Below are 23,757 nucleotides of genomic sequence, written 5' to 3'. Positions count from 1 at the left end.
GGATTCCACGGGGTGACGACCGGAACAAGTCGCCGCGCTCGTGACGGCTCGCCGGGACGGTCGGTGTCGGGGGACGCTCGTAGACTGCGCGGATGGTCTCCCCCACCGACGAGCGGACCACCTCCCCACCGGCCGGCGACGCGCTCGACGTGTTGCGCCGGGTCTTCGGGTACGACGCCTTCCGCGGCTTCCAGCAGGAGGTCGTCGAGCACGTGGTGACAGGCGGCGACGCGCTGGTGCTCATGCCCACCGGTGGCGGCAAGTCGCTGTGCTACCAGATCCCCGCGCTGGTCCGCGACGGTGTGGCGGTGGTCGTCTCGCCGCTGATCGCGCTCATGCAGGACCAGGTCGACGCCCTGACGGCGGTCGGTGTCCGGGCCGGGTTCCTCAACTCGACCCAGGATCCCGCGCAGCGGCGCCGGGTCGAGGCGGCCTACCTCGCCGGCGAGCTGGACCTGCTCTACCTCGCCCCGGAAGGGCTCGCGGTGCGGTCCACGCTCGGCCTGCTGGAACGCGGCCGGGTCGCGTTGTTCGCGATCGACGAGGCGCACTGCGTCTCGCAGTGGGGGCACGACTTCCGCCCCGACTACCTCAACCTGTCGATGCTGCACGAACGCTGGCCGGACGTGCCGCGGATCGCGCTGACCGCCACCGCGACGCAGGCGACCCGCACCGAGATCGCCACCCGGCTGCGGCTCACCGAGGCCCGGCACTTCGTGGCCAGCTTCGACCGGCCCAACATCCAGTACCGCATCGTGCCCAAGCGGGAGCCGCGCCGCCAGCTGCTCAGCCTGCTGCGCGACGAGCACTCCGGCGACGCCGGCATCGTCTACTGCCTGTCCCGCGCCTCGGTGGAGAAGACCGCCGAGTTCCTGGTCGCCAACGGCATCCCCGCGCTGCTGTACCACGCCGGGCTGGACGCCTCGACCCGCGCCGCCAACCAGCAGCGTTTCCTGCGCGAGGACGGTCTGGTCATGGTCGCCACCATCGCCTTCGGCATGGGCATCGACAAGCCCGACGTGCGCTTCGTCGCCCACCTGGACCTGCCGAAGTCGGTGGAGGGCTACTACCAGGAGACCGGCCGCGCCGGGCGCGACGGGCTGCCGTCCACGGCCTGGCTGGCGTACGGACTCCAGGACGTCGTGCAGCAGCGCAAGATGATCGAGACGTCGGAGGGCGACCTGGCGCACCGGCGCAACCTCGCCGCCCACCTGGACGCCATGCTGGCGCTCTGCGAGACGGTCCGCTGCCGCCGCTCCCAACTGCTCGAATACTTCGGCGAGACCGGCGTGGCCGACTGCGGCAACTGCGACACCTGCCTCGAACCACCGGAGTCCTGGGACGGCACCGTCGCCGCGCAGAAGCTGCTGTCCACCGTCTTCCGGCTCGACCGCGAGCGCAACCAGCGGTTCGGCGCCGGGCACAGCATCGACATCCTGCTCGGCAAGCACACCGACAAGATCGACCAGTACGGCCACGACGCGCTCAGCACGTTCGGCATCGGCACCGAGCTGCGCGAGGCCGAGTGGCGTGGGGTGGTGCGGCAACTGCTGGCCGAGGGTCTGCTCGCGGTCGAGGGCGACTACGGCACGCTGGCGCTGACCGAGGCGAGCGCGGACGTGCTCGGCCGCCGCCGTACCGTCACGCTGCGCAAGGAGCCGGAGCGCCCGGCCAGCCGGTCCGCCAAGCCGCGGGGCGCGGCCACTGTGGTCGCCGACCTCTCCCCCGCCGCCGCGCCCGTCTTCGAGCGGCTCCGCGCGTGGCGCGCGGCCACCGCCAAGGAGCAGGGCGTCCCGGCGTACGTCATCTTCCACGACGCGACCCTGCGGCAGATCGCCGCCGAGCCGCCCACCTCCCTCGCCGAGTTGTCCCGGTTCAACGGGGTCGGCGAGAACAAGCTCGCCAAGTACGGCGAGGCGATCCTGGCCGTCCTCGCCGAGTCCTGACGACGCACGCGAAAGGGCCCGACCCCGTGGTGGGGGTCGGGCCCTTCCGGTGTGCTGTGGCCTCGCTGGGGTTCACGCGGTGGTGCTCTGGTCCGTGAGGTCGTGCTGGCCGCGTTGGCTGCGTTTTCTTGCTCTGCAGCCATCGGCGCGGCGGTGTTGTCTTAGCTGGTGCTGTAGCCGCGGGTGGCGATCCAGTCGGCGAGGTTGTCGATGTTCATGCGGTAGGTGGCGGTGGTGGGGTCGGCGCTGTCGGCGATGGTGACGGTGTTGCCGTTGTCGCGGTAGCCGATGACGCTGATGTAGTGGCCGCCTTCGAAGGAGTGGGTGGTGCCGTCGGTGTCGGTGGCGGTGCCGGCGATGTTGGCGACCACGGCCCGTCCGGCGTCGACGGTCTTGACGACGTCGGCGCGCAGGGTGTCGGTCTGCTTGTCGTCGGCCTTGGGGGTGCTGATCTCGACCGACTTGTAGGCGTCCTTGCTGCCGGTCTCCTTGTTCAGTACGGGGGTGATGTCGTTGATGCTGTTGGTGCCGGCCTCGGTGGTGCCCATCTCCTTGGCCATGGTGTGTACGTCGATGTTCTTGCCCTGCACGCTCAGGGCGTTGCGGGCGGCGGCGGGGCCGCAGAAGTAGAAGTTGGGCTGGGCTTCGTAGCGGACGTCGAGTTCCCGCTCGCCGTGGCCCTTGCGGTCCGCCACCACGCTGGTGGTGGTGGGGGCGGCGTGGGCGGCGATCGCGGGGCCGGCGATGCCTCCGGCGGTGGCGGTGATACCGGCAGCGGTCAGAACGGTCTTACGCAGCAGAGTGGTAGCCATGATGGTTGCCTCCCTGAAGTGGGGGATGACGCGGCGGGGGATGCCGCGAAGGGGGGAAAGTCTTGGGGGTGCCCGTCGAAACCGGGCTGGCGCGCGGGCGGCCCTGGGGGTCTGCTCCGCGGCTCGGGGATGTAACGACGACCGGGCCGGGCCGATTCCCTGACCTGGCGATCCGCTCCCGGGTGCCGGGCGGGCCGGTGTCCGGCGCTCGACCCGGTTCCTCGGCGGTCAGCCATGTACAACGCCCCGCGCCCGCCACCGATTCCGCGCTGACGATGGCACCGACCACAGCCAGGCTCCCGCCCATCGCAGCGAACCGGACACTGCCTACCAAACCCACCAGTCGGGGAGGGGATCCGCGAGATCACGGGCCCCAGTAACAAGATCCACCCCTGCCGCGCGTGATCTTGCACTTTGATGCCGGACATGCCTCGCGAAACGGGCATCCCACGGGCCCAAAGTGCAAGATCGCGGAGGAGGGCGGGGCCGGGGCGGGGACGAGGGCGGGGGGCGGGGGCGGAGGGCGAGGGCGGGGGGCGGGGACGACGGGTCACCCGCCCTCGCGTGGCGACACAACCCGCATCGAACCACCCGCGGAACCCTCCCAGGGGGCGGGATAACGCTTCCGCCCATCGGGACCAGCGCCGTCGGTGGAACGTCATGGGTGTCAAATGCGGGCGGAGACACCCATGGTGTTCCACTCGGGCGTTGCCGGCGGGCCGGACAACGGGCGCGAGCAGGAACGGGCAGGAGCGGGGAACGGGTCAGGGGCGGGGGGCGGCTTCGGTGGTGGTGGTGGAGCCGTCCAGCGCGGCCAGGATCGCCTCGGCCGTACGCCTGCCCACCCCGGGCACCTCGGTGATCTCCTCCACTGTGGCGGACGACAGCCGCTTCAGTGAGCCGAAGTGCCGCAGCAGCGCCTTGCGGCGTACCTCGCCGAGGCCGGGGACGTTGTCCAGCGCCGACTCGGTCATCCGCTTGGAGCGCCGCTGCCTGTGGAACGTGATGGCGAAGCGGTGCGCCTCGTCGCGGACCCGTTGCAGCAGGTAGAGCGCCTCGGAGGTACGCGGCAGGATCACCGGGAACTCGTCGTCGGGCAGCCAGACCTCCTCCAGCCGCTTCGCCAGCCCGCACAGCGCCACGTCGTCGATGCCCAGCTCGGCGAGCGCCTTCGCGGCGGCGGCGACCTGGGGCGGACCACCATCGACCACGACGAGCTGCGGTGGGTACGCGAACTTGCGCGGCCGCCCGGTGGTCGGGTCGATGCCGGGCCGGTCGGGGTCGGAGGCGGTCTCCTCGCCCAGCTCACCGGTCTCGGCGCGGGCGTCGAGGTAGCGGGCGAAGCGCCGCCGCAGCACCTCGGACATGGCCGACAGGTCGTCGGTGGCGCCGCGCACGATGAACCGGCGGTATTCGCTCTTGCGGGGCAGCCCGTCCTCGAACACGACCATGCTGGCGACCACGTCGGTGCCCTGGATCTGGGACACGTCGAAGCACTCGATGCGCAGCGGTGAGGTGTTCATGGCGAGCGCGTCGGCGATCTCGTCGAGCGCCTGGCTGCGGGTCGTCAGGTCACCGGCCCGCTTGAGCTTGTGCCGGGCCAGCGCGTCCCTGGCGTTGCGCTCGACGGTCTCCAGCAGCGACCGCTTGTCGCCGCGCTGCGGCACCCGCAGCGACACCCGGCTGCCCCGGCGGGCGGTGAGCCAGTCGGCGAGCGCGTCGGCGTCGCCCGGTAGCTCGGGGACGAGCAGCTCGCGGGGCACGTCGGCCTCGCCCTGCTCGCCGCCGTACACCTGGGTGCAGAAGTGGTGCACGAGGTCGCCGGTGGTCAGCTCCTCGGTCTTCTCCACCACCCAGCCGCGCTGGCCGCGCACCCGGCCGCCGCGGACGTGGAAGACCTGCACGGCCGCTTCGAGCGGGTCGTCGGCGAACGCGACCACGTCGGCGTCGGTGCCGTCGCCGAGCACCACCGTCTGCTTCTCCATCGCCCGGCGCAGCGCCGCGACGTCGTCGCGCAGCCGGGCGGCCCGCTCGAACTCCAGCTGCTCGCTGGCGTCGAGCATCTCCTTCTCCAGCCGCCGGACCATGCTGTCGGTGCGGCCGGCCATGAAGTCGCAGAAGCCGTCGACGATCTCCCGGTGCTGTTCTGCGGTGACGCTGCCGACGCACGGCGCCGAGCACTTGCCGATGTAGCCGAGCAGGCAGGGCCGGCCGACCTGGCCGGCCCGCTTGAACACCCCGGACGAGCAGGTCCGCGCCGGGAAGACCCGCAGCAGCAGGTCGAGCGTCTCGCGGATGGCCCAGGCGTGGGAGTACGGCCCGAAGTAGCGCACACCCTTGCGCTTCACGCCGCGCATCACCTGCAACCGGGGGTATTCCTCGTCGAGCGTGACCGCGAGATAGGGGTACGACTTGTCGTCGCGGTAGCGGACGTTGAACCGGGGGTCGTACTGCTTGATCCAGGTGTATTCCTGCTGGAGCGCCTCGACCTCGGTGGCGACGGTGATCCAGTCGACCGACTCGGCGGTGAACACCATCTGCCGGGTGCGCTGGTGCAGGCCGACCGGGTCGGCGAAGTAGGAGTTGAGCCGGCTGCGCAGGTTGCGCGCCTTGCCGACGTAGATCACCCGGCCGGTGCCGTCGCGGAAGCGGTAGACCCCTGGCGACTCCGGGATGGTGCCGGGCGCGGGACGGTAGGTCGAGGGGTCAGCCACGGCGTCAAGCCTAGTCCGCACCCCTGACACGCGACCGTCACCGCGCCCCCGCCGACGACCGGCCGGCGGGGGCGCGGAACGGGTCAGGCCAGCGTGATCTGGTCGCCGTCGACCTTGATCTCCTTCGCCGCGAGCGGCTTGGTGGCCGGGCCGCCCTTCACCGAGCCGTCGACGATCGAGAACCGGCTGTTGTGGCAAGTGCAGTTGATCGTGCCGCCGTCGACGTTCGACACCGGGCAGCGCTGGTGCGTGCAGATCGGGTCGAACGCCTTGAACTGGCCGGCCTCGGGCTGGGTGATCACCACGCCCTGGCTGGCGAAGACGGCGCCGCCGCCCACCGGGATGTCCGAGGTGCGCGCCAGCGCGCTGCCGCCGTCACGGTCGCCGCCGCCGGCGTCGCCGGTCGCGGTCGCGCCGGGCGGGCCGCCGCTGGTCGGGGCGAGCCCGGGGGACGCGTCGTCGTCGCTGCCGCAGCCCGCGAGCACCACGGCCGCGCCGATCGCTCCGGCTCCGGTGAGCAGGGTACGGCGGCTCTGGGTGACCGGTCGGGTCAGCGCCTGATCATCACTCATATCCGGCCTTTCTCTCGGCTTACTGCGGAAACACGCACCAGCGTGGGGCACGGTTCATACTGGCGCGTCACAGACCGGGCACCGACGGCCCGGCCTGCGAAAACGCGTACCGGATGGGTCAGCGCGCCCCGGCGGGGACCTTGCGGGTCCGCGACTTGGCGCTGCCGTTGGCCTTGGCCGCCCGGGTGGTGGCCGCCTTGGCGCCCTTGGCCTCGCCGTCGAGCTTGAGGATCGGCCGCAGGAACTGCCCGGTGTGGCTCTCCGGCACCTCGGCGACCTCCTCCGGCGTGCCGGTGGCGAGCACGGTGCCGCCCCGGTGGCCGCCCTCGGGGCCCATGTCGATGAGCCAGTCGGCCGTCTTGATCACGTCGAGGTTGTGCTCGATGGTGATGACCGTGTTGCCCTTGTCGACCAGGCCCTCCAGCACCATCAGCAGCTTGCGGATGTCCTCGAAGTGCAGGCCGGTGGTGGGCTCGTCGAGCACGTAGACGGTGCGGCCGGTGGAGCGCTTCTGGAGTTCGGAGGCGAGCTTGACGCGCTGCGCCTCGCCGCCGGACAGCGTCGGAGCGGGCTGGCCGAGGCGGACGTAGCCGAGGCCGACGTCGACGAGCGTCCTGAGGTGCCGGTGGATGGCCGGGATGGCGGAGAAGAACTCGGCCGCCTCCTCGATCGGCATGTCCAGCACCTCGGCGACCGTCTTGCCCTTGTAGTGCACCTCGAGCGTCTCGCGGTTGTAGCGCGCGCCCTTGCACACCTCGCAGGGGACGTAGACGTCCGGCAGGAAGTTCATCTCGATCTTGATCGTGCCGTCACCGGAGCACGCCTCGCAGCGCCCGCCCTTGACGTTGAACGAGAACCGGCCCGGGCCGTACCCCCGGACCTTGGCCTCGGTGGTCTCGGCGAAGAGCTTGCGGATGTGGTCCCAGACACCGGTGTACGTGGCGGGGTTGGAGCGCGGCGTCCGCCCGATCGGCGACTGGTCCACGCCGACGACCTTGTCCACGTTCTCCAGGCCGGTGATCCGCGTGTGCCGGCCGGGCACCAGCCGGGCGCCGTTGATCTGGTTGGCGAGCACTGTGTAGAGGATGTCGTTCACCAGCGTCGACTTGCCCGAGCCGCTCACGCCGGTGACCGCGATGAGCTGGCCGAGCGGGAAGCTCACGGTGAGGTTGCGCAGGTTGTGCTCGCGCGCGCCGTGCACCACCAGCTCGCGCCCCGGCGTCTGCGGCCGGCGGGCGGCCGGCGTCGGGATGGACTTCCGCCCGGCCAGGTACGCCCCGGTGACCGACTCGGTGTTGTCCAGCAGCGCCGGCACCGACCCGCTGTGCACGATCTTGCCGCCGTGCTCGCCCGCGCCCGGGCCGATGTCGACGATCCAGTCCGCCACCCGGATGGTGTCCTCGTCGTGCTCGACCACGATCAGCGTGTTGCCCAGGCCGCGCAGCCGCAGCAGCGTCTCGATGAGCCGGTGGTTGTCGCGCTGGTGCAGGCCGATCGACGGCTCGTCGAGCACGTAGAGCACGCCGACCAGGCCGGAGCCGATCTGGGTGGCCAGCCGGATGCGCTGGGCCTCACCGCCGGAGAGCGTGCCGGCCGGGCGGTCCAGCGAGAGGTAGTCCAGACCGACGTCGAGCAGGAACTTCAGCCGGGCGTTGATCTCCTTGAGGACCCGCTCGGCGATCATCTTCTGCCGGTCGGTCAGCTCGATGCCGGCGAGCAGGTCGGCCGCCTCGCCGACGGAGAGGTTGCAGACCTCGGCGATGCTCTTGCCCGCCAGGGTGACCGCGAGCACCTCCGGCTTGAGCCGGGTGCCGCCGCAGGCCGCGCAGGGCACGTCCCGCATGTAGCCCTCGTACTTGTCCCGGGACCACTCCGACTCGGTGTCGGTGTGCCGGCGCTCGATCCACTGCACCACGCCCTCGAAGCCGGTGTAGTAGGAGCGCTCACGGCCGTACTTGTTGCGATAGCGCACGTGCACCTGGTCGTCGGAGCCGTGCAGGATCGTCTTCTGCGCCCGCGACGGCAGCGCCCGCCACGGCGTGTCGATGTCGAAGTGCTCGGCCTCGCCGAGCGCCTCCAGCAGCCGCAGGAAGTATTCGAGGTTGTGGCCGGTGGCCCAGGGCTGGATCGCGCCCTCGCGCAGCGTGCGCTCCGGGTCGGGGATGACCAGCTCGGGGTCCACCTCCTTCTTCGTGCCGAGTCCGGTGCACTCCGGGCAGGCGCCGTACGGGGCGTTGAAGGAGAAGACGCGGGGTTCCAGATCCTCGATCGCGAGGGGGTGGTCGTTCGGGCAGGCCAGGTGCTCGGAGTAGCGGCGCTCCCGGGCCGGGTCGTCCTCCGGCAGGTCGACGAAGTCGAGCAGCACCAGGCCGCCGGACAGGCCGAGCGCGGCCTCGACCGAGTCGGTGAGCCGCTGCTTGGCACTCGGCTTGACGCTGAGCCGGTCGATCACCACCTCGATGGTGTGCTTCTCCTGCTTCTTGAGCTTCGGCGGCTCGGTCAGCGGGTGCACCACGCCGTCGACCCGGGCGCGGGCGTAGCCCTTGGCCTGGAGTTCGGCGAACAGGTCGACGTACTCGCCCTTGCGGCCGCGCACCACCGGCGCGAGCACCATGAACCGGGTGCCCTCGGCCATGGCCAGGACGCGGTCGACGATCTGCTGCGGGCTCTGCTTGGAGATCCGCTCGCCGCAGATCGGGCAGTGCGGCTCGCCGATGCGGGCGAACAGCAGGCGGAGGTAGTCGTAGACCTCGGTGATCGTGCCGACGGTGGAGCGCGGGTTGCGCGAGGTGGACTTCTGGTCGATGGAGACGGCGGGACTGAGGCCCTCGATGAAGTCGACGTCGGGCTTGTCCATCTGGCCGAGGAACTGCCGGGCGTACGACGACAGCGACTCGACGTAGCGGCGCTGGCCCTCGGCGAAGATGGTGTCGAACGCCAGGCTCGACTTGCCCGAACCGGAGAGCCCGGTGAAGACGATCAGGGCGTCCCGGGGCAGGTCGAGACTGACGTCACGCAGGTTGTGCTCGCGCGCGCCACGGATGATCAGTCGGTCGGCCACGGTGCGTGTGCTCCCGGAAGAAGAATATGAGGCGGATCTGTGCACCAGACGCCGGGTCTGGGTGGTTTTCACAGGTTGTCGGGCGCAGAAAAGACGCCTCGGCAACTCTAGCCCCGACGTATGACAACTTCCGTCGCGCGAACATTCCCCCAGCTCAGGCCGGTCGGGCGGGAACCACGCAGGTCCACCCGACCGGCCCGGGCCGGCTCAGAATGCCCCTGGTGCGGGCGGGGTCGCCGGACGTCCGGTGCGTCGCCGCCCGGCCCGCCATCCGCCCCGCCGTTCGGCCGCCAGCCGGGCCGCGCGGCGACCGCCCTCGTGCTCGATCTCCCGCTGCAACCGGCGCCAGCTCTCCCAGCGGCGCACCGGCAGCTCGCCGTCGTCCATCGCGGCCCGCACCGCGCAGCCCGGCTCGGCGTCGTGGGCGCAGTCGGCGTACCGGCAGCCGGCCGCCAGCTCGGTGATGTCGGCGAACGCCCGGTCCAGGCCGGCCGCGCCGTCGAGCAGGCCGACCGCCCGTACGCCCGGGGTGTCCAGCACCGCTCCCCCACCCGGCAGCGGCACCAGCGACCGCCAGGTGGTGGTGTGCCGGCCCTTGCCGTCGACCCGGCGGATCGCCTGGGTGCGCATCACGTCCGCCCCGGCCAGCGCGTTGACCAGGCTCGACTTGCCGGCGCCGGAAGGGCCGAGCAGGCCGAGCGTGCGCCCCGGGGCGACGTGCCTGCGCAGCGGCGCCAGGCCGGTGCCCCGCTCCGCGCTGACCGGCAGCACCGGCACCCCCGGCGCGAGGTCGGCCAGTTGCCGGGCCACCGCCGCCGGGTCGGCGGCCAGGTCGGCCTTGGTGAGCACGACGAGCGGCTCCGCCCCGGATTCGTGCACCAGGGAGAGCAGCCGTTCGATCCGCGCGGCGTCCGGTTCCGGGTGCACCGGCTCGACCACCGCGGCGGCGTCGAGGTTGGCGGCCAGCACCTGGCCGCTGGCGTCCTTGCCCGCGGTACGCCGCACCAGCGCGGTACGCCGCGGCAGCACCGCCTCCACCGTGACCGGGCCGTCCGGCCAGGTGGACAGCAGCACCCAGTCACCCGCGCAGGGCAGCGCGGTCAGATCGCGGGCGGCGGCGGACAGCACGCCGCCGCCGAGGCTGGCCCGCACCGGCCCCTGCGGGCACAGCACGGTGCAGACGCCCCGGTCCACCCGGGCGACCCGCCCGGGACGGTGGCCGGCGCGCCGGTCGAGATGGGCCGCCCAGCCGGCGTCCCAGCCGAGGGCGGTCAGATCGAGAGTCATGGTGTCCTCATCGGTGTCGAGGGGAGGTACGGCGGAACACACGCGCTGCGACCGGCATGCGCACCACCTCCCCTCCGACTCCCGGTGCCGCGTACTCGACGACGTGGAGCCCGGCGCGTCCGGCGCCGGCCCTATGTCGTCGGCCCCGACGGTAGGTGGCACGCCGACGCGCCGAAAGCGATTTCCCCCCGGGCACGGCCCGGTCCGGCCCGCTAGGGTCGGACGGGTGAGAACGCGATGACCGCCGACCCCCTGCTGCTGACCGGCCCGCTGGCCGAGGCGAACGACCGGCTGCTGCGTACCGTGTCCGGTCTGACCGCCGCGGACGTCGCGGCGCCCTCGCTGCTGCCGGGCTGGACCCGCGCGCACGTGCTCACCCACCTGGCCCGCAACGCCGACGGGTTCGTCAACCTGCTCACCTCGGCGCGCACCGGCGAGGAGATCCCGATGTACGCCTCGGCGCAGGCCCGCGCCGACGCCATCGACGCCGGCGCCGACCGCGGCCCGGCCGACCTGCTGGACGACGTACGCCGCAGCGGCCAGCGCTTCGACGCGGCGGTCGCGGCGATGCCCGTGGACGCCTGGGGCGCCACGGTGCAGACCCGGCGCGGCCCGTGGCCGGCGGCGATGCTGGTCTGGGGGCGGCTGCGCGAGGTCGAGGTGCACCACGTCGACCTGGCGGCCGGTTACCGGCCCGCGGACTGGCCGGAGGCGTTCGCCCAGCGGCTGCTGCACGAGGTGGTGACCGGGCTGGCCGGCAACCCGGCCGCACCGGCCATGGTGCTGCGTTTCGACGGCGCGGCGTCCGAACTCGTCGTGGGTGACCCGGAGGGGGCGCCCACGGTCACCGGCCCCGCGCCGGAACTCGCCGCCTGGCTGACCGGCCGGGGCGCGGGCGAGCTGCTCACCGTCGAACCCGACGGCCCCCTGCCGAACCCACCGGAATGGATCTGAACATCGTCATGACCTACACCGGAGACGTCACGCCCGGCGGTCCGCCGGCCGTGCGCGAGCTCGACCGGCTCACCGTCACCAAGCTGTCGGTGGGCCCGATGGACAACAACGCCTATCTGCTGCGCTGCAACGCCACCGGCGAGCAGGTGCTGATCGACGCCGCGAACGAGGCGCCGCGCCTGCTGGAGCTGGTCGGCGACGGCGGGCTGGCCGCCGTGGTGACCACCCACCAGCACATGGACCACTGGGTCGCGCTGGAGGAGGTGGTGGCCAAGACCGGGGCGCGCGCGCTGGTGCACGCCGACGACGCCGAGGGCCTGCCCATCGAGGCCGAGCGGCTCGCCGACGGCGACACGGTGCCGGTCGGTGACTGCGGGCTGGAGGTCATCCACCTGCGCGGGCACACACCGGGCTCGATCGCGCTGCTCTACCGCGACCCGGCCGGCACCCCGCATCTCTTCACCGGGGACTCCCTCTTCCCGGGTGGCGTGGGAAACACGGACCAGGATCCGGAGCGCTTCGGCCGGCTCATCGACGACGTCGAGGCCAAGCTGTTCGACCGGCTGCCGGACGACACCTGGTTCTACCCGGGCCACGGCAAGGACAGCACCATCGGCGCCGAGCGGCCCGCGTTGCCGCAGTGGCGCGCCCGCGGCTGGTGAGGACGCCCGGCCCGGCCTCCCCCGTGACGGCCGGGCCGGGCGCGGTCAGGCAGTGAGCGCCCGCAGCCGGCGCCGGGTGGCGAGCAGCACCGGGCCGGCCAGCAGCAGCCCGACCGCCATGGTCAGCACCGTGGGGTTGAGCGCCCCGGGGAGCAGGCCGGTCAGCGCCCGCGCGGCGAGCCCCAGCGCCACGTAGAGCCCGGCCCACGCGGTCGCCCCGGCCGCCGCGCAGACCAGGAACCGCCGGTACGACATCCGCAGCCCGCCCGCGGCCAGCGGCAGCAACGCGTTGAACACCGGCAGGAACGGCGCCACCAGCACGATCCGTCCTCCGCCGCGGTGCAGCAGCGTCTCGGCTGCGGCCCAGCGGGACTCGCCGATCCAGCCGCCCACCCGGCTGTCCCGCAGCCGCCCGCCCCAGCGCCGGCCGGCGAAGAAACTCAGCGACCAGCCGGCCAGGCAGCCCGCGACCACCGCCGCGACGGTGAGCGCCCCACCGGCCGGACGACCCGCGCCGACCGCGGCCAGGACCGCGGCGTCGCCGGGCACCAGCACCCCGATCAGGGGTACGGCGTCGGCGAGCATGACCACGCCGAGCAGCCCCATCAACAGGGTGGTGGGCAGCTCACCGGCGGCGGCCACGAGTTCGTTCATGAGCTGCACGCTATGCGGCGGCGGCACGCCGGCGCATCGGGCATGATCCCCCAGTGGTCCCCGACACCCGGCCGGGGAGACCCCTAGGGTCAGCCGGCTCATCGGGGCCGGAGCACCTGCACCCGGCGTACCGGGGAGTCGACCGAGGGTTCGGTGGTCGGCACCGGGTAGCTCGCCACCAGTTCCAGCCCGTCCGGCGGCAGGTGGCCCCGGTCCGGGTCACCGACCAGCACCTGCACGCCGTGTGCGGCGCAGCGCCGCAGGTAGGGCAGGACCCGGGCGGCCAGGCCCGCGTCGTAGAGCGCGTCCCCTGCTACCAGCAGGTCGGCGCCGGTCACCCCGTCGAGCAGGTCGGCGCCGTCGGCTGTCACCCGGACCCGGTTGGCCCGGGCGTTGACGGTGACCGCCGCCACCGCGTACGGGTCGATGTCGTTGGCGATGACCTGGTCGGCACCGGCGAGCGCGGCGGCGATGGCGACCAGCCCCGAGCCGGCGCCCAGGTCGAGCACCCGCCGCCCGGCGGCCAGCTCCGGGTGGTCCAGCAGGTGCCGGGCGAGCGCCTGGCCACCGGCCCAGACCGACGCCCAGTACGGCGGCGGCAGCGACCGCCCGGCGGCGGCCTCCATCCGGGCCCACCACAGGATGGCGTCCTCGGCCAGGTACAGGCGCACCTCCGGCACGAACGGCGTACCGACCAGGCGCAGGCGGTCCGGGCCCCCGCCGGGCGCCGCGATCTCCTGCTCCAGGTCGGCCAGAGCCGTCTGCCTGCTCATCGGGGCAAGCATGCCGTGCCCGGCCCGACGGCGGGGTCTTTTTCCGGTCGCGCACGTATTCACGGGCGCGCCGCGCGCTTCCGGCAGCGGATTCCGGTCCGGACGGTTACTGTCAGGGTGGTACAGGGCGATCACCGGCCGCGGAGCCGGTGCTCGCTCGCATTGAACAGGGAGAGACGCATGGCAACCGGCACGGTCAAGTGGTTCAACTCGGAAAAGGGCTTCGGCTTCATCGAGCAGGACGGCGGAGGCCCGGACGTGTTCGTCCACTACTCGGCCATCCAGAGCAGTGGCTACCGCGAGCTGAACGAGGGCCAGAAGGTCGAGTTCGAGGTGACCCAGGGGCAGAAGGGCCCGCAGGCGGACAACGTTCGTCCGATGTAACGCGTGCCGGTGGCGGCGGTCGGGCTCCGACCGCCGCCGCAGTGCATCCTCAAAACGGCGCGGCCGGCAGGTCGCGCCGTTTCCGTAGTGGCCCGGCCAGCAGGATCAGCGGGGTCAGCGCCAGCCAGGCGGTCATCACCCGGATCGCGCCGCCCGGCCCCCACGCCGCGCCCAGCGCCCCGGCGAGCAGTGCGGCCAGCGGAATCGTCCCGTAGTTGAGCAAGTGCATGCTCACCGTGACGCGGCCGAGCAGCCGGTGCGGCGTGTACGTCTGCCGGAAGCTGCCCTTGACCACGTTGCCGACGGCGACGCCGAGGCTCACCAGGATCCCGCCGAGCACCAGCCAGCCGGTGCGCGCGCCGGGCCCGGCGAGCGGGATCAGCAGCGCGGGCGGGCCGGTGAGGGCACCGGCGACCAGCAGCGTCCGGGCGCTGCCGAGCCGCCGGGACAGGCGCGCGGCCAGCGCGGCGCCGATCACGCCGCCGAGGCTGGCGAGTCCGATCAGGAGGCCGACCAGCCCGGCGGGCAGCTCGGCCGAGCGGACCAGGAACACCACGAGCACGGCCTGGTAGCCGGTGAGCCCGATGTTGCTGGCCGCCCCGAAGACCGTCAGCACCCGCAGGTACGGGTCGCGGACGACGAACCGCAGCCCGGCGGCGACCTCGCGGCGCAGCGACGTCGTCCCGGCGGGACGGTGCGGCCGGGGTTCGGCCGCGCGGATGCGGCGCAGGCACAGCGCGGAGAGCAGGAAGCTCAGCGCGTCCAGCGCCACCGCGGCCACCGCGCCGACGAGCTGGGCGACCAGCCCGGCCAGCCCGGGCCCGACCAGGTAGCTCGCGGTCTGGGTGGCGTGCAGGCGGGCGTTGGCCTCGGGCACCTGCCCGGGACGCAGCAGCGTGGGCAGGTGGACCTGGTCGGCGGTCTCGAAGAAGACCCGGGCCAGTCCGGCGCCCAGCGCCACGACCAGCAGGTGGCCGACGGTGAGCAGGCCGAGCAGGGCGGCCACCGGCACGCTCGCGAACAGCGCGGCGGCGACCAGGTCGGCGGCGATCATCACGGGCCGGCGGCGGACGCGGTCGACCCACGCGCCGACCGGCAGCCCGGCGAGCAGCCACGGCAGCCACGCCGCCGCGGTGAGCACCGCCACCTGGAACGTGGTCGCGTCGAGCACCGCGACCGCGACCAGCGGCAGCGCCACGACGGTCATGTTGTTGCCCACGGCGCTGACCGTGTGGGCGGTCCAGAGCAGCCGGAAGTCGCGGTGCCGGAACAAACCGCCGGGCGGCGCGTCGACCGGGCCGGACGTCCGCGCGGTGGCGGTCACGGCCGGCCCGGGACGCCGTGGGCGAACACGAAGACCGGTTCGCGGCGCTTCCCGTCGTCGGGCACCGTCCGGTCGGCCCACCGGGCCAGCAGCTCGATCACCTCGCGGCTGAGTTCGGCCAGCTCGTCCGGGGTCAGGTGCAGCCACTTGTCGGTGCTGAACGGCCCTTCGCCCCACGCGGCGTGCGCCTCGTCGGGCGCCGCCTGCCAGGCGCGGACCAGCTCGGCGTGCCGCTCCAGGTTGAGTGAGCTGGCCGCGTCGGCCACCACCCGGGCCGCCGGGTCGTCGTCGAAGTCGCTGTTGGACCAGCGCACCCCCCGGTCGCGCAGCCGCCACCAGCGTTCCCGGCGGTCGCGGGCCAGCTCGGGCGCCTCGACCAGCAGGTCCGCGGCGGCGAGCACCTTGAGGTGGTGGCTCACGTTCGCCGGCGCCTGGCCGGTGTGCTCGGCGAGCATGCCGACTGTGCACGGGCCGTACACCTTGAGCACGTCCATGAGCCGGCGGCGCAGTGGGTGGGCGAGCGCGGCGAGCACCCGCGAGTCGGTGACCTGCCGGACGGTGGGCTGTTCCATCCGGCGAGTCTGACATTCGCAAGAGTTGTTGCGCAATATCTCTTGCCGAATGAGCCGGACCGGGGCGCCGCGACACGACGGTCGCGGCGCCGGACGGTCAGGCGGTCAGCCGGCGGGACAGTTCGTCGGCCACGTCCCGGGCGATCTGCGGCGGGATGGCCTCGGCGATCTTCTCCGGCGGCAGCCCGGCCAGCACCCCGGAGACGATCTGCTGCTCGTCGGTGAAGTCCTTGCCGGACAATTCGTTCACCTGCGCCACGAGTGCCGGCCAGGCGCGCAGCATCGCCAGCATCTGCTGCAACGGCGAGTTCGCCATGGGCGGGTTGACCAGCCCGGTGGTGTTCGCCGGCGAGATGAGCCAGTTGCGCAGGTTCTGCAGGTCGGCCAGGACGTCGCCGACCGTACGGCTCTTCGAGCCGGTGTTCCCGATGAGCTTGTCGGTCTGTTCCATGTCGTCCTCCGGTTTCACGACGGCGATCATCCCGATCGCGGTGAGGTAGCGGCGGAACAGCGGGGTCTGGTCCCGCCCCGCCTTTGTGGAGTCGCGGAAGAAGCTGAAGTGGGTGTGGAACAGGTGGCTGCTGTCGCCGCCGGTCCGCCGTCCCAGCCGGTCCCAGCGGCGCACCGTCCGCCCGTCCGGGGAGTAGATGATCTCCCGGATGTCCCGGGTGTCGGCCGCGTTCGCGGCGCACTGCGCCACCATCCAGGCGGAGAAGGTCCGCAGGTTGTGCGTGCCGCCGCCGGAGCGGACCGAGAACGTGCCGACGTCCAGCGCTGACGCGTACAACGTGAGCCCGGACCGGTCCCGGCTGGACTCCACCACCGAGTAGTCGTTCGTGACGACCCGGTCGGAGCCGCAGTGGTAGCCGCCACGGTGGTTCACGTCGCCGACGATGCCGACCTCCGCCGGTTCCAGGTCGTCGGCGCGTACGGCGTTCTTGTCGACGTTGAGATAGGTGAGTAACAGGTTCCGGACGGCCAGCAGGTTCGCCGGGGCCGACGTCATGGCAGCTCCCCTTCCGATCGATGACCGGCGAGGGCACGACAATCACACCGCGTGATGACATGCGATCCGCGGACGCGCCCCGCCGGATAACTGCACGGCACCGGGCACTTGCTCCGAGCTTAACCACGGTTAGGCAGAAGTGCCCAGCTCAGGGGCGCTTTTTTGAACTATCAGCCCGCTGTGGACGGTGTCGGCACGAGCGGCAGCACCAACGCCGAGGGATGCTCACGATCGTGGAGGATCTCCCGCCAGCCAGCACGGAGGGTCACAGCGGTGCCGAGCGGCTCACCGGTGCCGGGGTTGCGCGCGTAGCGGGGGTGGGCGCCACCGGAGACCTGCACCCGCAGCCGGTGCCCGGACGCGAAGCGGTACGCCGTCGGCCAGAGCGTCACCGGCACGGTGACCACTCCGGACGGATCGCGCGGGAACCGCCCGGGCTCGACGCGGACCAGGCCGTCGCAGACGTTCCAGGAGCGCCCGCGCCGGTCCACGTCGCACAGACGCACGAACACGTCCAGGTACGACAGTTCGCTGCGCAGGTGGATCTCGGCGCGTACCGGCCCGGCCACCTCGACCGGGTCGCGCAGCGCCTCGCTGGTGTAGGTGAGCACGTCCGGGCGCGCCTCGACCGGCCGGTTGTCCACCGCGCCGGCCCGCTGGGCCACCAGCAGCGGGCCACCGAGCGACGGGGTGGGGTCGGCCGGGTCGTACCAGATCCGGTCCGGTGCGCCGTGCTCCTGCGGTTCCGGGGCCAGCCCGCCGGCGGATCGCAGGTGCCATCGCGCGGGTGTGGCCGGTGGCGGCCAGTCCGGCAGGTCGCGCCAGCCGCCGCCGTCGCCGCCGACGTGCACCCGTACCGGCGCGCGTTCCGGCCCGGGTCGCCCGGCCAGGTGGGTGTCGAGCCAGTCCAGGCCCTCCCGCAGCGACGCCAGGAGCAGCCCCGGGCTGCCGTGCGTCCACGGCCCGACGACCAGGCGGGTCCGCGTCCCGGCGGCCCGCAGACGGGCGTAGTCGTCGAGCTGGGCCGGCAGGAAGATGTCCTGCCAGCCGCTGACCATCGCCACCGGGGCCCGGACCTCGGTGATCCGGTCGCCGAAGACCCGGGTACGCCAGTAGTCGGCGTCAGGCGTGTGGTGACGCAGCCACTCCTGGAAGAACGGCACCGTCACGCCGGTGGCGACCCGGTCCGCCTCGGCCAGCGGCAGGTGCGCCAGGGCGCGGGCGAGCCGGGGCTGGCCGCGCTTGAGCTCCCACTGCCGGGCCAGCCAGGGCACCGTCTGCGCCTGGAGCAGCTCGGCCCAGGTGAGCACCGTGTCCAGCGCGAACGACTCCCCCGCGTACGTGGAGTCGCGGGTGGCCGACGCGGTCACCACGGCGACCATCGCGCGCAGTTCGTCGCCCGCCTCGGCGGCGAGCGCCCACTGCACGAAGCCCTGGTAGCTGGCGCCGAACATGCCGAACGCGCCGGTCCACCACCGCTGGCGGCGCAGCCAGTCCAGCGTGTCCAGGCCGTCGTCGCGCTCGTGCACGAGCGGTGCGAACTCGCCGCCGGAGCCGAACGTGCCGCGGCACGACTGGATCACCACGTGGAAACCCCGCTCGGCGATCAGGCGACCCAGCAGCCGGATCGGCCCGCCCCGCCCGTACGGGGTGCGGATCAGCACGCACGGCGCGGCGGGCAGACCGGGCGCGTAGTGGTCGGTGCGCAGCGTCACCCCGTCGCGTACTCGGACCGGGATGTCCCGGGTGACGGCGACCCGCCCGGTGCGGGCGGCGGGCAGTCGCAGCGCCGCGGTGGCGGCCCGGGTGACCAGCCGCATGATCAGTCGGCCGGGCCGGAGGCGTCGCCGCGACGGGGAGCCGCGCGGATCTCGTCCCGGTGGGTACGCATGGAGTGCACCATCTCGGCCATGAACCGGTGCACCACGGCCAGCTCGTCGTCACTGAAGCGGTCCATCACCTCGTCGGTACGGCGACCCAGCGGCCCGAAGAAGCTCTGCGCCAGCGTCGCGCCGCGGTCGGCGTAGTGCAGGAGGATCTTGCGACGGTCGGCGGTGTCCCGGTCGCGCCGGATGTGGCCGCCGCGTTCCAGCCGGTCGACCAGCGCGGTCACCGAGCCGGAGGAGAGGTTGAGCGCCTCGCCGAGCCGGCCGGGGGTGATCGGGTCGCCCACCAGCTCGGCCTCCATGACCGCGATCAGGGCGTACAGGTCGGTGGCGTTGAGCCCGTGCAGCCCGGCGAACGCGTGCCCGATGTGCTGCGCGTCGACCGAGTAACGACGCAGGTCGTTGGTGATGTCGGCCACCATGCGCCCGCGTGGGTCGTCACGTCGCCGGTACATCCTGTGCGCCGCCACCGCTTGCCGCCACCCCCTGTCGAACAGTTCCGGTTGCAGCATAGAACCACCGCGGATAATCTCGCTCATCAAGATACTCGTTAAGAGAGAATCCCCCGCGACCAATATGTGAGGGCATCAGATGTCTCTGTTCACCCGCGTCGTCCGGGGCCGGCTGGCCGCCTGGCTCACGCTGGCCGCCGCACTCGTCGTCGGCGTGGTCGCCTTCGGGCTACCGAAGCCGGACAATCCGGCGCCCGTCTCCGACACCGGCCTGTCCGTGGAGTGGCAGTCGACGCAGGTCGAGCGGCTCCAGGAGCAGTTGCCCTCCAAGGACGCCCAGACCGCCCTGGTGGTGGTCAGCCGCGCCGACCGGGCCCCGTTGAGCGGGGCCGACCGCAGCGTGCTCGACGGCCTCGGCGGCGAGTTGAGCTCGCTCGCCGCCAGCGGGCGGGTCTCCCCCGCCCAGGTCTCCCCGGACGGCACTGTGGCGCTGGTCGCGGTGCCGCTGTCCACCGAGGGCGGCCCGTCGGCGGTGGTCGACGAGGTGGAGAAGCTCCGCGAGGCCGTCGGTGACCTGCCCGGCGAGCTGACCGTCGAGGTCACCGGCGGGCCCGCGTTCACCGCCGACCTGGGCAAGGTGTTCCAGGGCGCGGACACCACCCTGCTGCTGGTCACCGCCGCCGTGGTGGCGGTGCTGCTGCTCGTCACCTACCGCAGCCCGTTCCTGTGGCTGGTGCCGCTGCTGGTGGTGGGCGCCACCGAGCAGATCACGCTGCGCGTGGTGGAGTCCCTCGTCCCCGCCTTCGGCATCTACCTGCCCAGCGGGCAGGTGACGGGCATCGCCAGCGTGCTGGTGTTCGGCGCCGCCACCAACTACGCGCTGCTGCTCATCGCCCGCTACCGGGAGGAACTGCGCCGCGAGGAGGACCGGTTCGCCGCCATGCGGTCGGCGCTGCGCCGCACCGCCGAGCCGATCCTGGCCAGCGGCAGCACCGTCGTCCTCGGCGTGCTCACGCTGCTGCTGTCCGAGCAGGAGACCAACCGGGCGCTCGCCCTGGCCTGCGCCACCGGTGTGATCCTCGCCATGCTCTCCGCCCTGTTCGTGCTCCCCGCCGCGCTGCTGCTGTTCGGCCGGGGCCTGTTCTGGCCGTTCGTCCCCCGCGTCGGCAGCGCCGCCCGCGAGGGCCGGATCTGGGGCCGCCTCGGCGAGCTGGTGGTCCGCCGGCCGCTGCCGGTCGCCGCGCTCGCAGTCCTGCTGCTCGCCGGCCTCGCCCTCGGCGGCCTGGGCATCCGCACCGGGCTGTCCGAGACCGAGCAGTTCAGCGAGAAGCCCGAGGCGGTCGCCGGAGCCGAGACGCTCGCCCGGGCGTTCCCGGCCGGCAGCACCCAGCCGGTCGCGGTGCTCACCACCCCGCAGGCCGCCCAGGCGGTCCTCGCCGCGGCGAGCGGCGTCGACGAGGTCGCCTCGGCGCGGCCCGGCGCCGCCGGGGACCGGGTCGCCCAGATCGACGTGGTGCTCACCGCCGAGCCGGGCAGCGCCGCCTCCGACCGGGCCGTGGTGGCGCTGCGCGACGCCGTGTCCGCCGTACCGGACTCGGCACCGCCCGCCGTGGAGGGCGCGGACGCCCCCGACGGTGCCCTGGTCGGTGGCTCGGTCGCCGCCACCTACGACTCGAACGAGGCCAACACCAAGGACCTCCAGCTGATCCTGCCGCTCATCCTGCTGCTGGTCGGCGCGGTGCTGGTGCTGCTGCTGCGCGGGCTCCTGGCGCCGCTGCTGCTGGTGCTCACAGTCATCGGCTCGTTCTTCGCCAGCCTCGGCGCGGCCTGGTTGCTCTTCGACCACGTGCTGGACTTCCCGGCGCTGGACAGCGGGGTACTGCTGCTCGCGTTCGTGTTCCTGGTGGCGCTCGGCGTCGACTACAACATCTTCCTGGTCACCCGGGCCCGGGAGGACGCGCGCCGCACCGGCACCCGCGACGGCATGCTGTCGGCGCTGCGGGTCACCGGCGGCGTGATCACCAGCGCCGGCATCCTGCTGGCCGCGGTGTTCGCGGTGCTCGGCGTGCTGCCGCTGATCACGCTCACCCAGATCGGCATCATCGTCTGCATCGGCGTGCTGCTGGACACGCTGCTGGTCCGTACCGTCCTGGTGCCGGCGCTGGCGTTCCTGCTCGGCGACCGGTTCTGGTGGCCCGGGCGGATCACCCGGGACGCCGACGCGCCCGCCGCGACGCCGGCCGAGCCGGTCACCGCACGGGACTGACGACACGGGCGGGGGCCGGCGCGTACGCCGGCCCCCGCCCGTTCGTCCGGTCGCTCAGAAGCTCAGGCACTCGCACTCGGTCATCAGCGCCCGCACGTTGCGCACGTACTGCGGGTTGGGGATGGTCAGCGGCTGATCCTCCCGCGCGACCGCGCCGTGCCCGTAGTTGTAGGCCGCGATCACGGCGTTGAGCAGGCAGGAGTTCAGCTCGGCGGTGCACAGCGAGGCGTCGAGCCGGTAGTCGGACTCGAAGTACATGTCGCCGATGTACTTGGTCAGCCAGGCCAGGTAGGTGCCGCCCAGATAGGCGTTGTCCCGGTAGGCGTCGATGTCGTACGACTGGCCGAAGCGCTGGTTCATCCACTCCGCCGTGGCCGGCATGACCTGCATCAGCCCGACCCCGCCGTCACAGGCGATGATGTTGGACTGCCACCCGCTCTCCTGCCAGGCGGTGGCCTTCAGCAGCGCCGACGGGATGCGGATGTCCGGCGCCGACGTCGGCCAGTACGTCCGCGCCGCCGCGTCGGCGAGCGCCGCCTTCACCTGACTCTGGCTGGCCTTGGTGCCCCGATAGCTCGGCTTGCAGCCGTCGTCCACCGGCTTCGGCGGCGCCGGTGGCACCTGGGTCTCGGTCGGCGGCTTCGGCCGGGCCAGCGGCGCCGTGGTCGTGCGCGACGGCTTCGCCCGCGGCTTCGGTTTCGCCGACGCGCTCGGGCTGGGCCGGCCGCCCATCGCCGCGACCGCCGGCGGCTCCTCGCTCGGCGCGTCGGCGGGCGCCTCCTGCGGTTGCTCCGCCGGGGCCGCCGTGGGCAGGTCCGCAGCGACCTCCCGGACCGGCCGTTCCTCCTCGCCGCACGCCGTCAGCGTGGCCGCCGCGAGCAGCGCCACCACTGTCACGGCCCACCGGCCGAGTCCTCGCCGCATCGGACCTCCCCGTAGTCCCCCGTCGGCGCACCCTAGCAAGGATCGACGGGTCCGGGGGGTACCCGCGACGCGGACCGGCGGCGCCGGGGCCGGGGCGGCGACTCCCCCGCCACCGCGTCGGCCGGCCGTTCGCCGCGGTCCGCGCCGGCCGGTCGCTCGTCCCGGTCGGCCAGCCGGTCCCGGGTCGCCCACGCCACCACGAAGACGGTCGTCCACGCGAGGCCCAGCAGCACCGCCGTGACGGTGCCGCTCGCCGTACTGAAGCCCAGGTAGAGCCGCGCGCCGGTGACAGTGACCACCCCCGCCGACGCGGCCGTCCACACCGCCGCGCCCACCGGCCAGCGGGCCCCCCGCGACAGCAGCCAGGCGAGCGTGCCGAAGCTCGCGGTCACCACCGCGTTCTGGGTCGGGAACAGGTCACCGGGGCGGTCCGGGCCACCCGGGCCGGTCAGGTCCGCGACGACGACGAGCAGGACCAGCGGCACGGCGGCGCCGACAGTACCCAGCACCCCGAGCGGGTCGGCCCGCCACGACCGGCCCCGCCGCGCCACCACCGCGGCGACCAGGGCGACCGCGGCGATCAGCACCCAGCCGCGCAGTACCGACACCGCCAGCAGCGCCGTGTCGACCACCCCGGGGGTACGCCGGGCGGCGAACCAGTCGGCGACCAGCCCGTCGAGGACACCCAGCCCGCTGTGCGCGACCACCGCCTCCAGCAGGACCGCCACGGCCAGCCCGGCGACGAACAGCAGCGCCAGCCCCAGCGCCAGGTTGATCAGCAGCGTCCACGCCGGGCCGACCCGCATGGCGACCAGGAAGAACAGCACCCCGTACCGGGCCCGCACCCAGCGCAGCGGCGGCAACGCGGCGGCCCGCGCCGTGAGCGCGCGTACCGGGTCCGGGTTGCGCCCCAGCCAGCGGCCAGCGAGGACCACGGCGAGCAGGCACAGCAGCAGGGCCAGCACCGCGCCGGTGGCCCGGCCGAGCAGCTTCGACACCCGCTCGTACGACTCACCGGCCAGGTAGCCGGCCAGCACCGAGGCGCCGACCCAGCTCGCGACCCCGGCGAGGTTCCACGGCGCGAACCGCCGGTACGGCATCCCGGCCGACCCGGCCAGCCGGGGCGCCAGGGTGCGGGCGAACGCGATCCAGCGGGCCGCGAGGACGCCCCGGCCGCCGAGGCGCTCCAGCAGCGAGTCGGCGCGCCGCCACCGGTGCGCGCCGATCCGGGCACCCACGCCCGAGGCGCGCAGACGGGGGCCGTACCGGCGGCCCGCCCGCCACGCGAGTGTGTCTCCGATCACGGCGGCGGCGGTCATGGCCACCAGCACGGGCGCGAGGCGCAGCGTCCCCGCGTACGCTAGGAAGCCGACCAGAAGCAGGGTCGCCTCGCCGGGCATCAGCAGCCCGACGATCACCGCGGTCTCCGCCGCGACGATCGCCGCGGCGGCCACGTAGATCAGCAGGGGCGGCAGCTCCTGCAGCCAGCTCAGCAGGTCAGGCATCGG

19 protein-coding genes are annotated in these 23,757 nt (G+C 73.2%); 5 read left to right on the top strand and 14 right to left on the bottom strand.

The features are described 5' to 3' along the window. Positions 1-92 precede the first annotated feature (92 nt). Positions 93-1,946, top strand: coding sequence for a DNA helicase RecQ (gene recQ, locus ML5_RS19735; RefSeq protein WP_013475875.1), 1,854 nt, complete (start codon positions 93-95; stop codon positions 1,944-1,946). A gap of 161 nt (positions 1,947-2,107) precedes the next feature. Here the strand turns inward: recQ and ML5_RS19730 are convergent, their stop codons facing one another. From ML5_RS19730 to rsgA, 5 genes are all read right to left on the bottom strand, one after another. After that, complete coding sequence (locus ML5_RS19730; RefSeq protein ID WP_013475874.1) at positions 2,108-2,758, bottom strand: C39 family peptidase; 651 nt, start codon at positions 2,756-2,758, stop codon at positions 2,108-2,110. A 764-nt stretch (positions 2,759-3,522) separates the two neighbouring features. Then, entirely contained in the window at positions 3,523-5,472 is a 1,950-nt protein-coding gene (uvrC, locus tag ML5_RS19725; RefSeq protein ID WP_013475873.1) for an excinuclease ABC subunit UvrC, read from the bottom strand. Positions 5,473-5,555: 83 nt separating this feature from the next. After that, positions 5,556-6,044, bottom strand: a complete 489-nt coding sequence (locus tag ML5_RS19720) for a Rieske (2Fe-2S) protein (RefSeq protein WP_013287473.1) — start codon at positions 6,042-6,044, stop codon at positions 5,556-5,558. 118 nt (positions 6,045-6,162) lie between these two features. Beyond that, positions 6,163-9,105 (bottom strand): excinuclease ABC subunit UvrA, encoded by a 2,943-nt coding sequence (uvrA, locus tag ML5_RS19715; RefSeq protein ID WP_013475872.1) that lies wholly within the window; start codon positions 9,103-9,105, stop codon positions 6,163-6,165. A gap of 207 nt (positions 9,106-9,312) precedes the next feature. Then, positions 9,313-10,392 (bottom strand): ribosome small subunit-dependent GTPase A, encoded by a 1,080-nt coding sequence (rsgA, locus tag ML5_RS19710; protein ID WP_013475871.1) that lies wholly within the window; start codon positions 10,390-10,392, stop codon positions 9,313-9,315. A 237-nt stretch (positions 10,393-10,629) separates the two neighbouring features. Here rsgA and ML5_RS19705 point away from each other — a divergent pair, with 237 nt between their 5' ends. Further along, a complete protein-coding gene (locus tag ML5_RS19705; RefSeq protein WP_013475870.1) occupies positions 10,630-11,346 on the top strand; it encodes a maleylpyruvate isomerase family mycothiol-dependent enzyme in 717 nt (238 codons plus the stop codon). An 8-nt stretch (positions 11,347-11,354) separates the two neighbouring features. Beyond that, positions 11,355-12,008, top strand: coding sequence for an MBL fold metallo-hydrolase (locus ML5_RS19700; RefSeq protein WP_041784581.1), 654 nt, complete (start codon positions 11,355-11,357; stop codon positions 12,006-12,008). Between the two features lie 45 nt (positions 12,009-12,053). Here ML5_RS19700 and ML5_RS19695 read toward each other — a convergent pair whose 3' ends face one another. Then, on the bottom strand, positions 12,054-12,662 hold the full coding sequence (locus tag ML5_RS19695) for a DedA family protein (RefSeq protein WP_036311610.1): 609 nt from the start codon (positions 12,660-12,662) through the stop codon (positions 12,054-12,056). Positions 12,663-12,760: 98 nt separating this feature from the next. Further along, positions 12,761-13,435: a methyltransferase gene (locus ML5_RS19690; protein ID WP_013475868.1), complete on the bottom strand. Its 675-nt coding sequence runs from the start codon at positions 13,433-13,435 to the stop codon at positions 12,761-12,763. A gap of 180 nt (positions 13,436-13,615) precedes the next feature. On the opposite strand from ML5_RS19690, the gene ML5_RS19685 reads away from it, so the two are divergent. Further along, positions 13,616-13,819, top strand: a complete 204-nt coding sequence (locus ML5_RS19685; protein WP_013287480.1) for a cold-shock protein — start codon at positions 13,616-13,618, stop codon at positions 13,817-13,819. Between the two features lie 49 nt (positions 13,820-13,868). On the opposite strand, the gene ML5_RS19680 is transcribed toward ML5_RS19685, so the two are convergent. The 5 genes from ML5_RS19680 to ML5_RS19660 all read right to left on the bottom strand — a co-directional run bounded on the left by ML5_RS19680 (position 13,869) and on the right by ML5_RS19660 (position 19,062). Beyond that, positions 13,869-15,143, bottom strand: a complete 1,275-nt coding sequence (locus ML5_RS19680) for an MFS transporter (protein WP_013475867.1) — start codon at positions 15,141-15,143, stop codon at positions 13,869-13,871. Then, positions 15,140-15,715, bottom strand: a complete 576-nt coding sequence (locus ML5_RS19675) for a helix-turn-helix transcriptional regulator (RefSeq protein WP_013475866.1) — start codon at positions 15,713-15,715, stop codon at positions 15,140-15,142. Before ML5_RS19675 ends, ML5_RS19680 begins: the two co-directional genes overlap by 4 nt. 97 nt (positions 15,716-15,812) lie before the next feature. Continuing rightward, positions 15,813-16,721 carry a hypothetical protein gene (locus ML5_RS19670; RefSeq protein ID WP_013287483.1) on the bottom strand — a complete coding sequence of 303 codons (909 nt, stop codon included), beginning with the start codon at positions 16,719-16,721 and terminating at the stop codon, positions 15,813-15,815. Positions 16,722-16,891: 170 nt separating this feature from the next. Next, positions 16,892-18,541, bottom strand: coding sequence for a CocE/NonD family hydrolase (locus tag ML5_RS19665; RefSeq protein WP_013475865.1), 1,650 nt, complete (start codon positions 18,539-18,541; stop codon positions 16,892-16,894). A 2-nt stretch (positions 18,542-18,543) separates the two neighbouring features. Beyond that, positions 18,544-19,062 carry a MarR family winged helix-turn-helix transcriptional regulator gene (locus ML5_RS19660; protein WP_030274141.1) on the bottom strand — a complete coding sequence of 173 codons (519 nt, stop codon included), beginning with the start codon at positions 19,060-19,062 and terminating at the stop codon, positions 18,544-18,546. 136 nt (positions 19,063-19,198) lie between these two features. On the opposite strand from ML5_RS19660, the gene ML5_RS19655 reads away from it, so the two are divergent. Further along, positions 19,199-21,325 carry an MMPL family transporter gene (locus ML5_RS19655; protein ID WP_013475863.1) on the top strand — a complete coding sequence of 709 codons (2,127 nt, stop codon included), beginning with the start codon at positions 19,199-19,201 and terminating at the stop codon, positions 21,323-21,325. A 54-nt stretch (positions 21,326-21,379) separates the two neighbouring features. Here ML5_RS19655 and ML5_RS19650 read toward each other — a convergent pair whose 3' ends face one another. After that, on the bottom strand, positions 21,380-22,249 hold the full coding sequence (locus ML5_RS19650) for a lytic transglycosylase domain-containing protein (RefSeq protein ID WP_013287487.1): 870 nt from the start codon (positions 22,247-22,249) through the stop codon (positions 21,380-21,382). A 32-nt stretch (positions 22,250-22,281) separates the two neighbouring features. Next, on the bottom strand, positions 22,282-23,754 hold the full coding sequence (locus ML5_RS19645; protein WP_013287488.1) for a DedA family protein: 1,473 nt from the start codon (positions 23,752-23,754) through the stop codon (positions 22,282-22,284). Positions 23,755-23,757: the final 3 nt, after the last annotated feature.

Origin of the sequence: Micromonospora sp. L5, assembly GCF_000177655.2 — a bacterium.
Taxonomy (GTDB): domain Bacteria; phylum Actinomycetota; class Actinomycetes; order Mycobacteriales; family Micromonosporaceae; genus Micromonospora; species Micromonospora aurantiaca.
Note: the sequence above shows the minus strand (reverse complement) of the source record. Positions and strands in the feature narration are given on the sequence as shown.

Coding starts and splice junctions, on each gene's coding strand:
- ML5_RS19700 (WP_041784581.1), top strand. CDS start 11,355: ATGACCTACACCGGAGACGTCACGCCCGGCGGTCCGCCGGCCGTGCGC.
- ML5_RS19670 (WP_013287483.1), bottom strand. CDS start 16,721: ATGACGTCGGCCCCGGCGAACCTGCTGGCCGTCCGGAACCTGTTACTC.
- ML5_RS19650 (WP_013287487.1), bottom strand. CDS start 22,249: ATGCGGCGAGGACTCGGCCGGTGGGCCGTGACAGTGGTGGCGCTGCTC.
- ML5_RS19685 (WP_013287480.1), top strand. CDS start 13,616: ATGGCAACCGGCACGGTCAAGTGGTTCAACTCGGAAAAGGGCTTCGGC.
- ML5_RS19695 (WP_036311610.1), bottom strand. CDS start 12,662: ATGAACGAACTCGTGGCCGCCGCCGGTGAGCTGCCCACCACCCTGTTG.
- ML5_RS19665 (WP_013475865.1), bottom strand. CDS start 18,541: ATGCGGCTGGTCACCCGGGCCGCCACCGCGGCGCTGCGACTGCCCGCC.
- ML5_RS19690 (WP_013475868.1), bottom strand. CDS start 13,435: ATGAGCAGGCAGACGGCTCTGGCCGACCTGGAGCAGGAGATCGCGGCG.
- ML5_RS19720 (WP_013287473.1), bottom strand. CDS start 6,044: ATGAGTGATGATCAGGCGCTGACCCGACCGGTCACCCAGAGCCGCCGT.
- ML5_RS19675 (WP_013475866.1), bottom strand. CDS start 15,715: ATGGAACAGCCCACCGTCCGGCAGGTCACCGACTCGCGGGTGCTCGCC.
- recQ (WP_013475875.1), top strand. CDS start 93: ATGGTCTCCCCCACCGACGAGCGGACCACCTCCCCACCGGCCGGCGAC.
- rsgA (WP_013475871.1), bottom strand. CDS start 10,392: ATGACTCTCGATCTGACCGCCCTCGGCTGGGACGCCGGCTGGGCGGCC.
- ML5_RS19730 (WP_013475874.1), bottom strand. CDS start 2,758: ATGGCTACCACTCTGCTGCGTAAGACCGTTCTGACCGCTGCCGGTATC.
- ML5_RS19705 (WP_013475870.1), top strand. CDS start 10,630: ATGACCGCCGACCCCCTGCTGCTGACCGGCCCGCTGGCCGAGGCGAAC.
- ML5_RS19655 (WP_013475863.1), top strand. CDS start 19,199: ATGTCTCTGTTCACCCGCGTCGTCCGGGGCCGGCTGGCCGCCTGGCTC.
- ML5_RS19660 (WP_030274141.1), bottom strand. CDS start 19,062: ATGTACCGGCGACGTGACGACCCACGCGGGCGCATGGTGGCCGACATC.
- ML5_RS19645 (WP_013287488.1), bottom strand. CDS start 23,754: ATGCCTGACCTGCTGAGCTGGCTGCAGGAGCTGCCGCCCCTGCTGATC.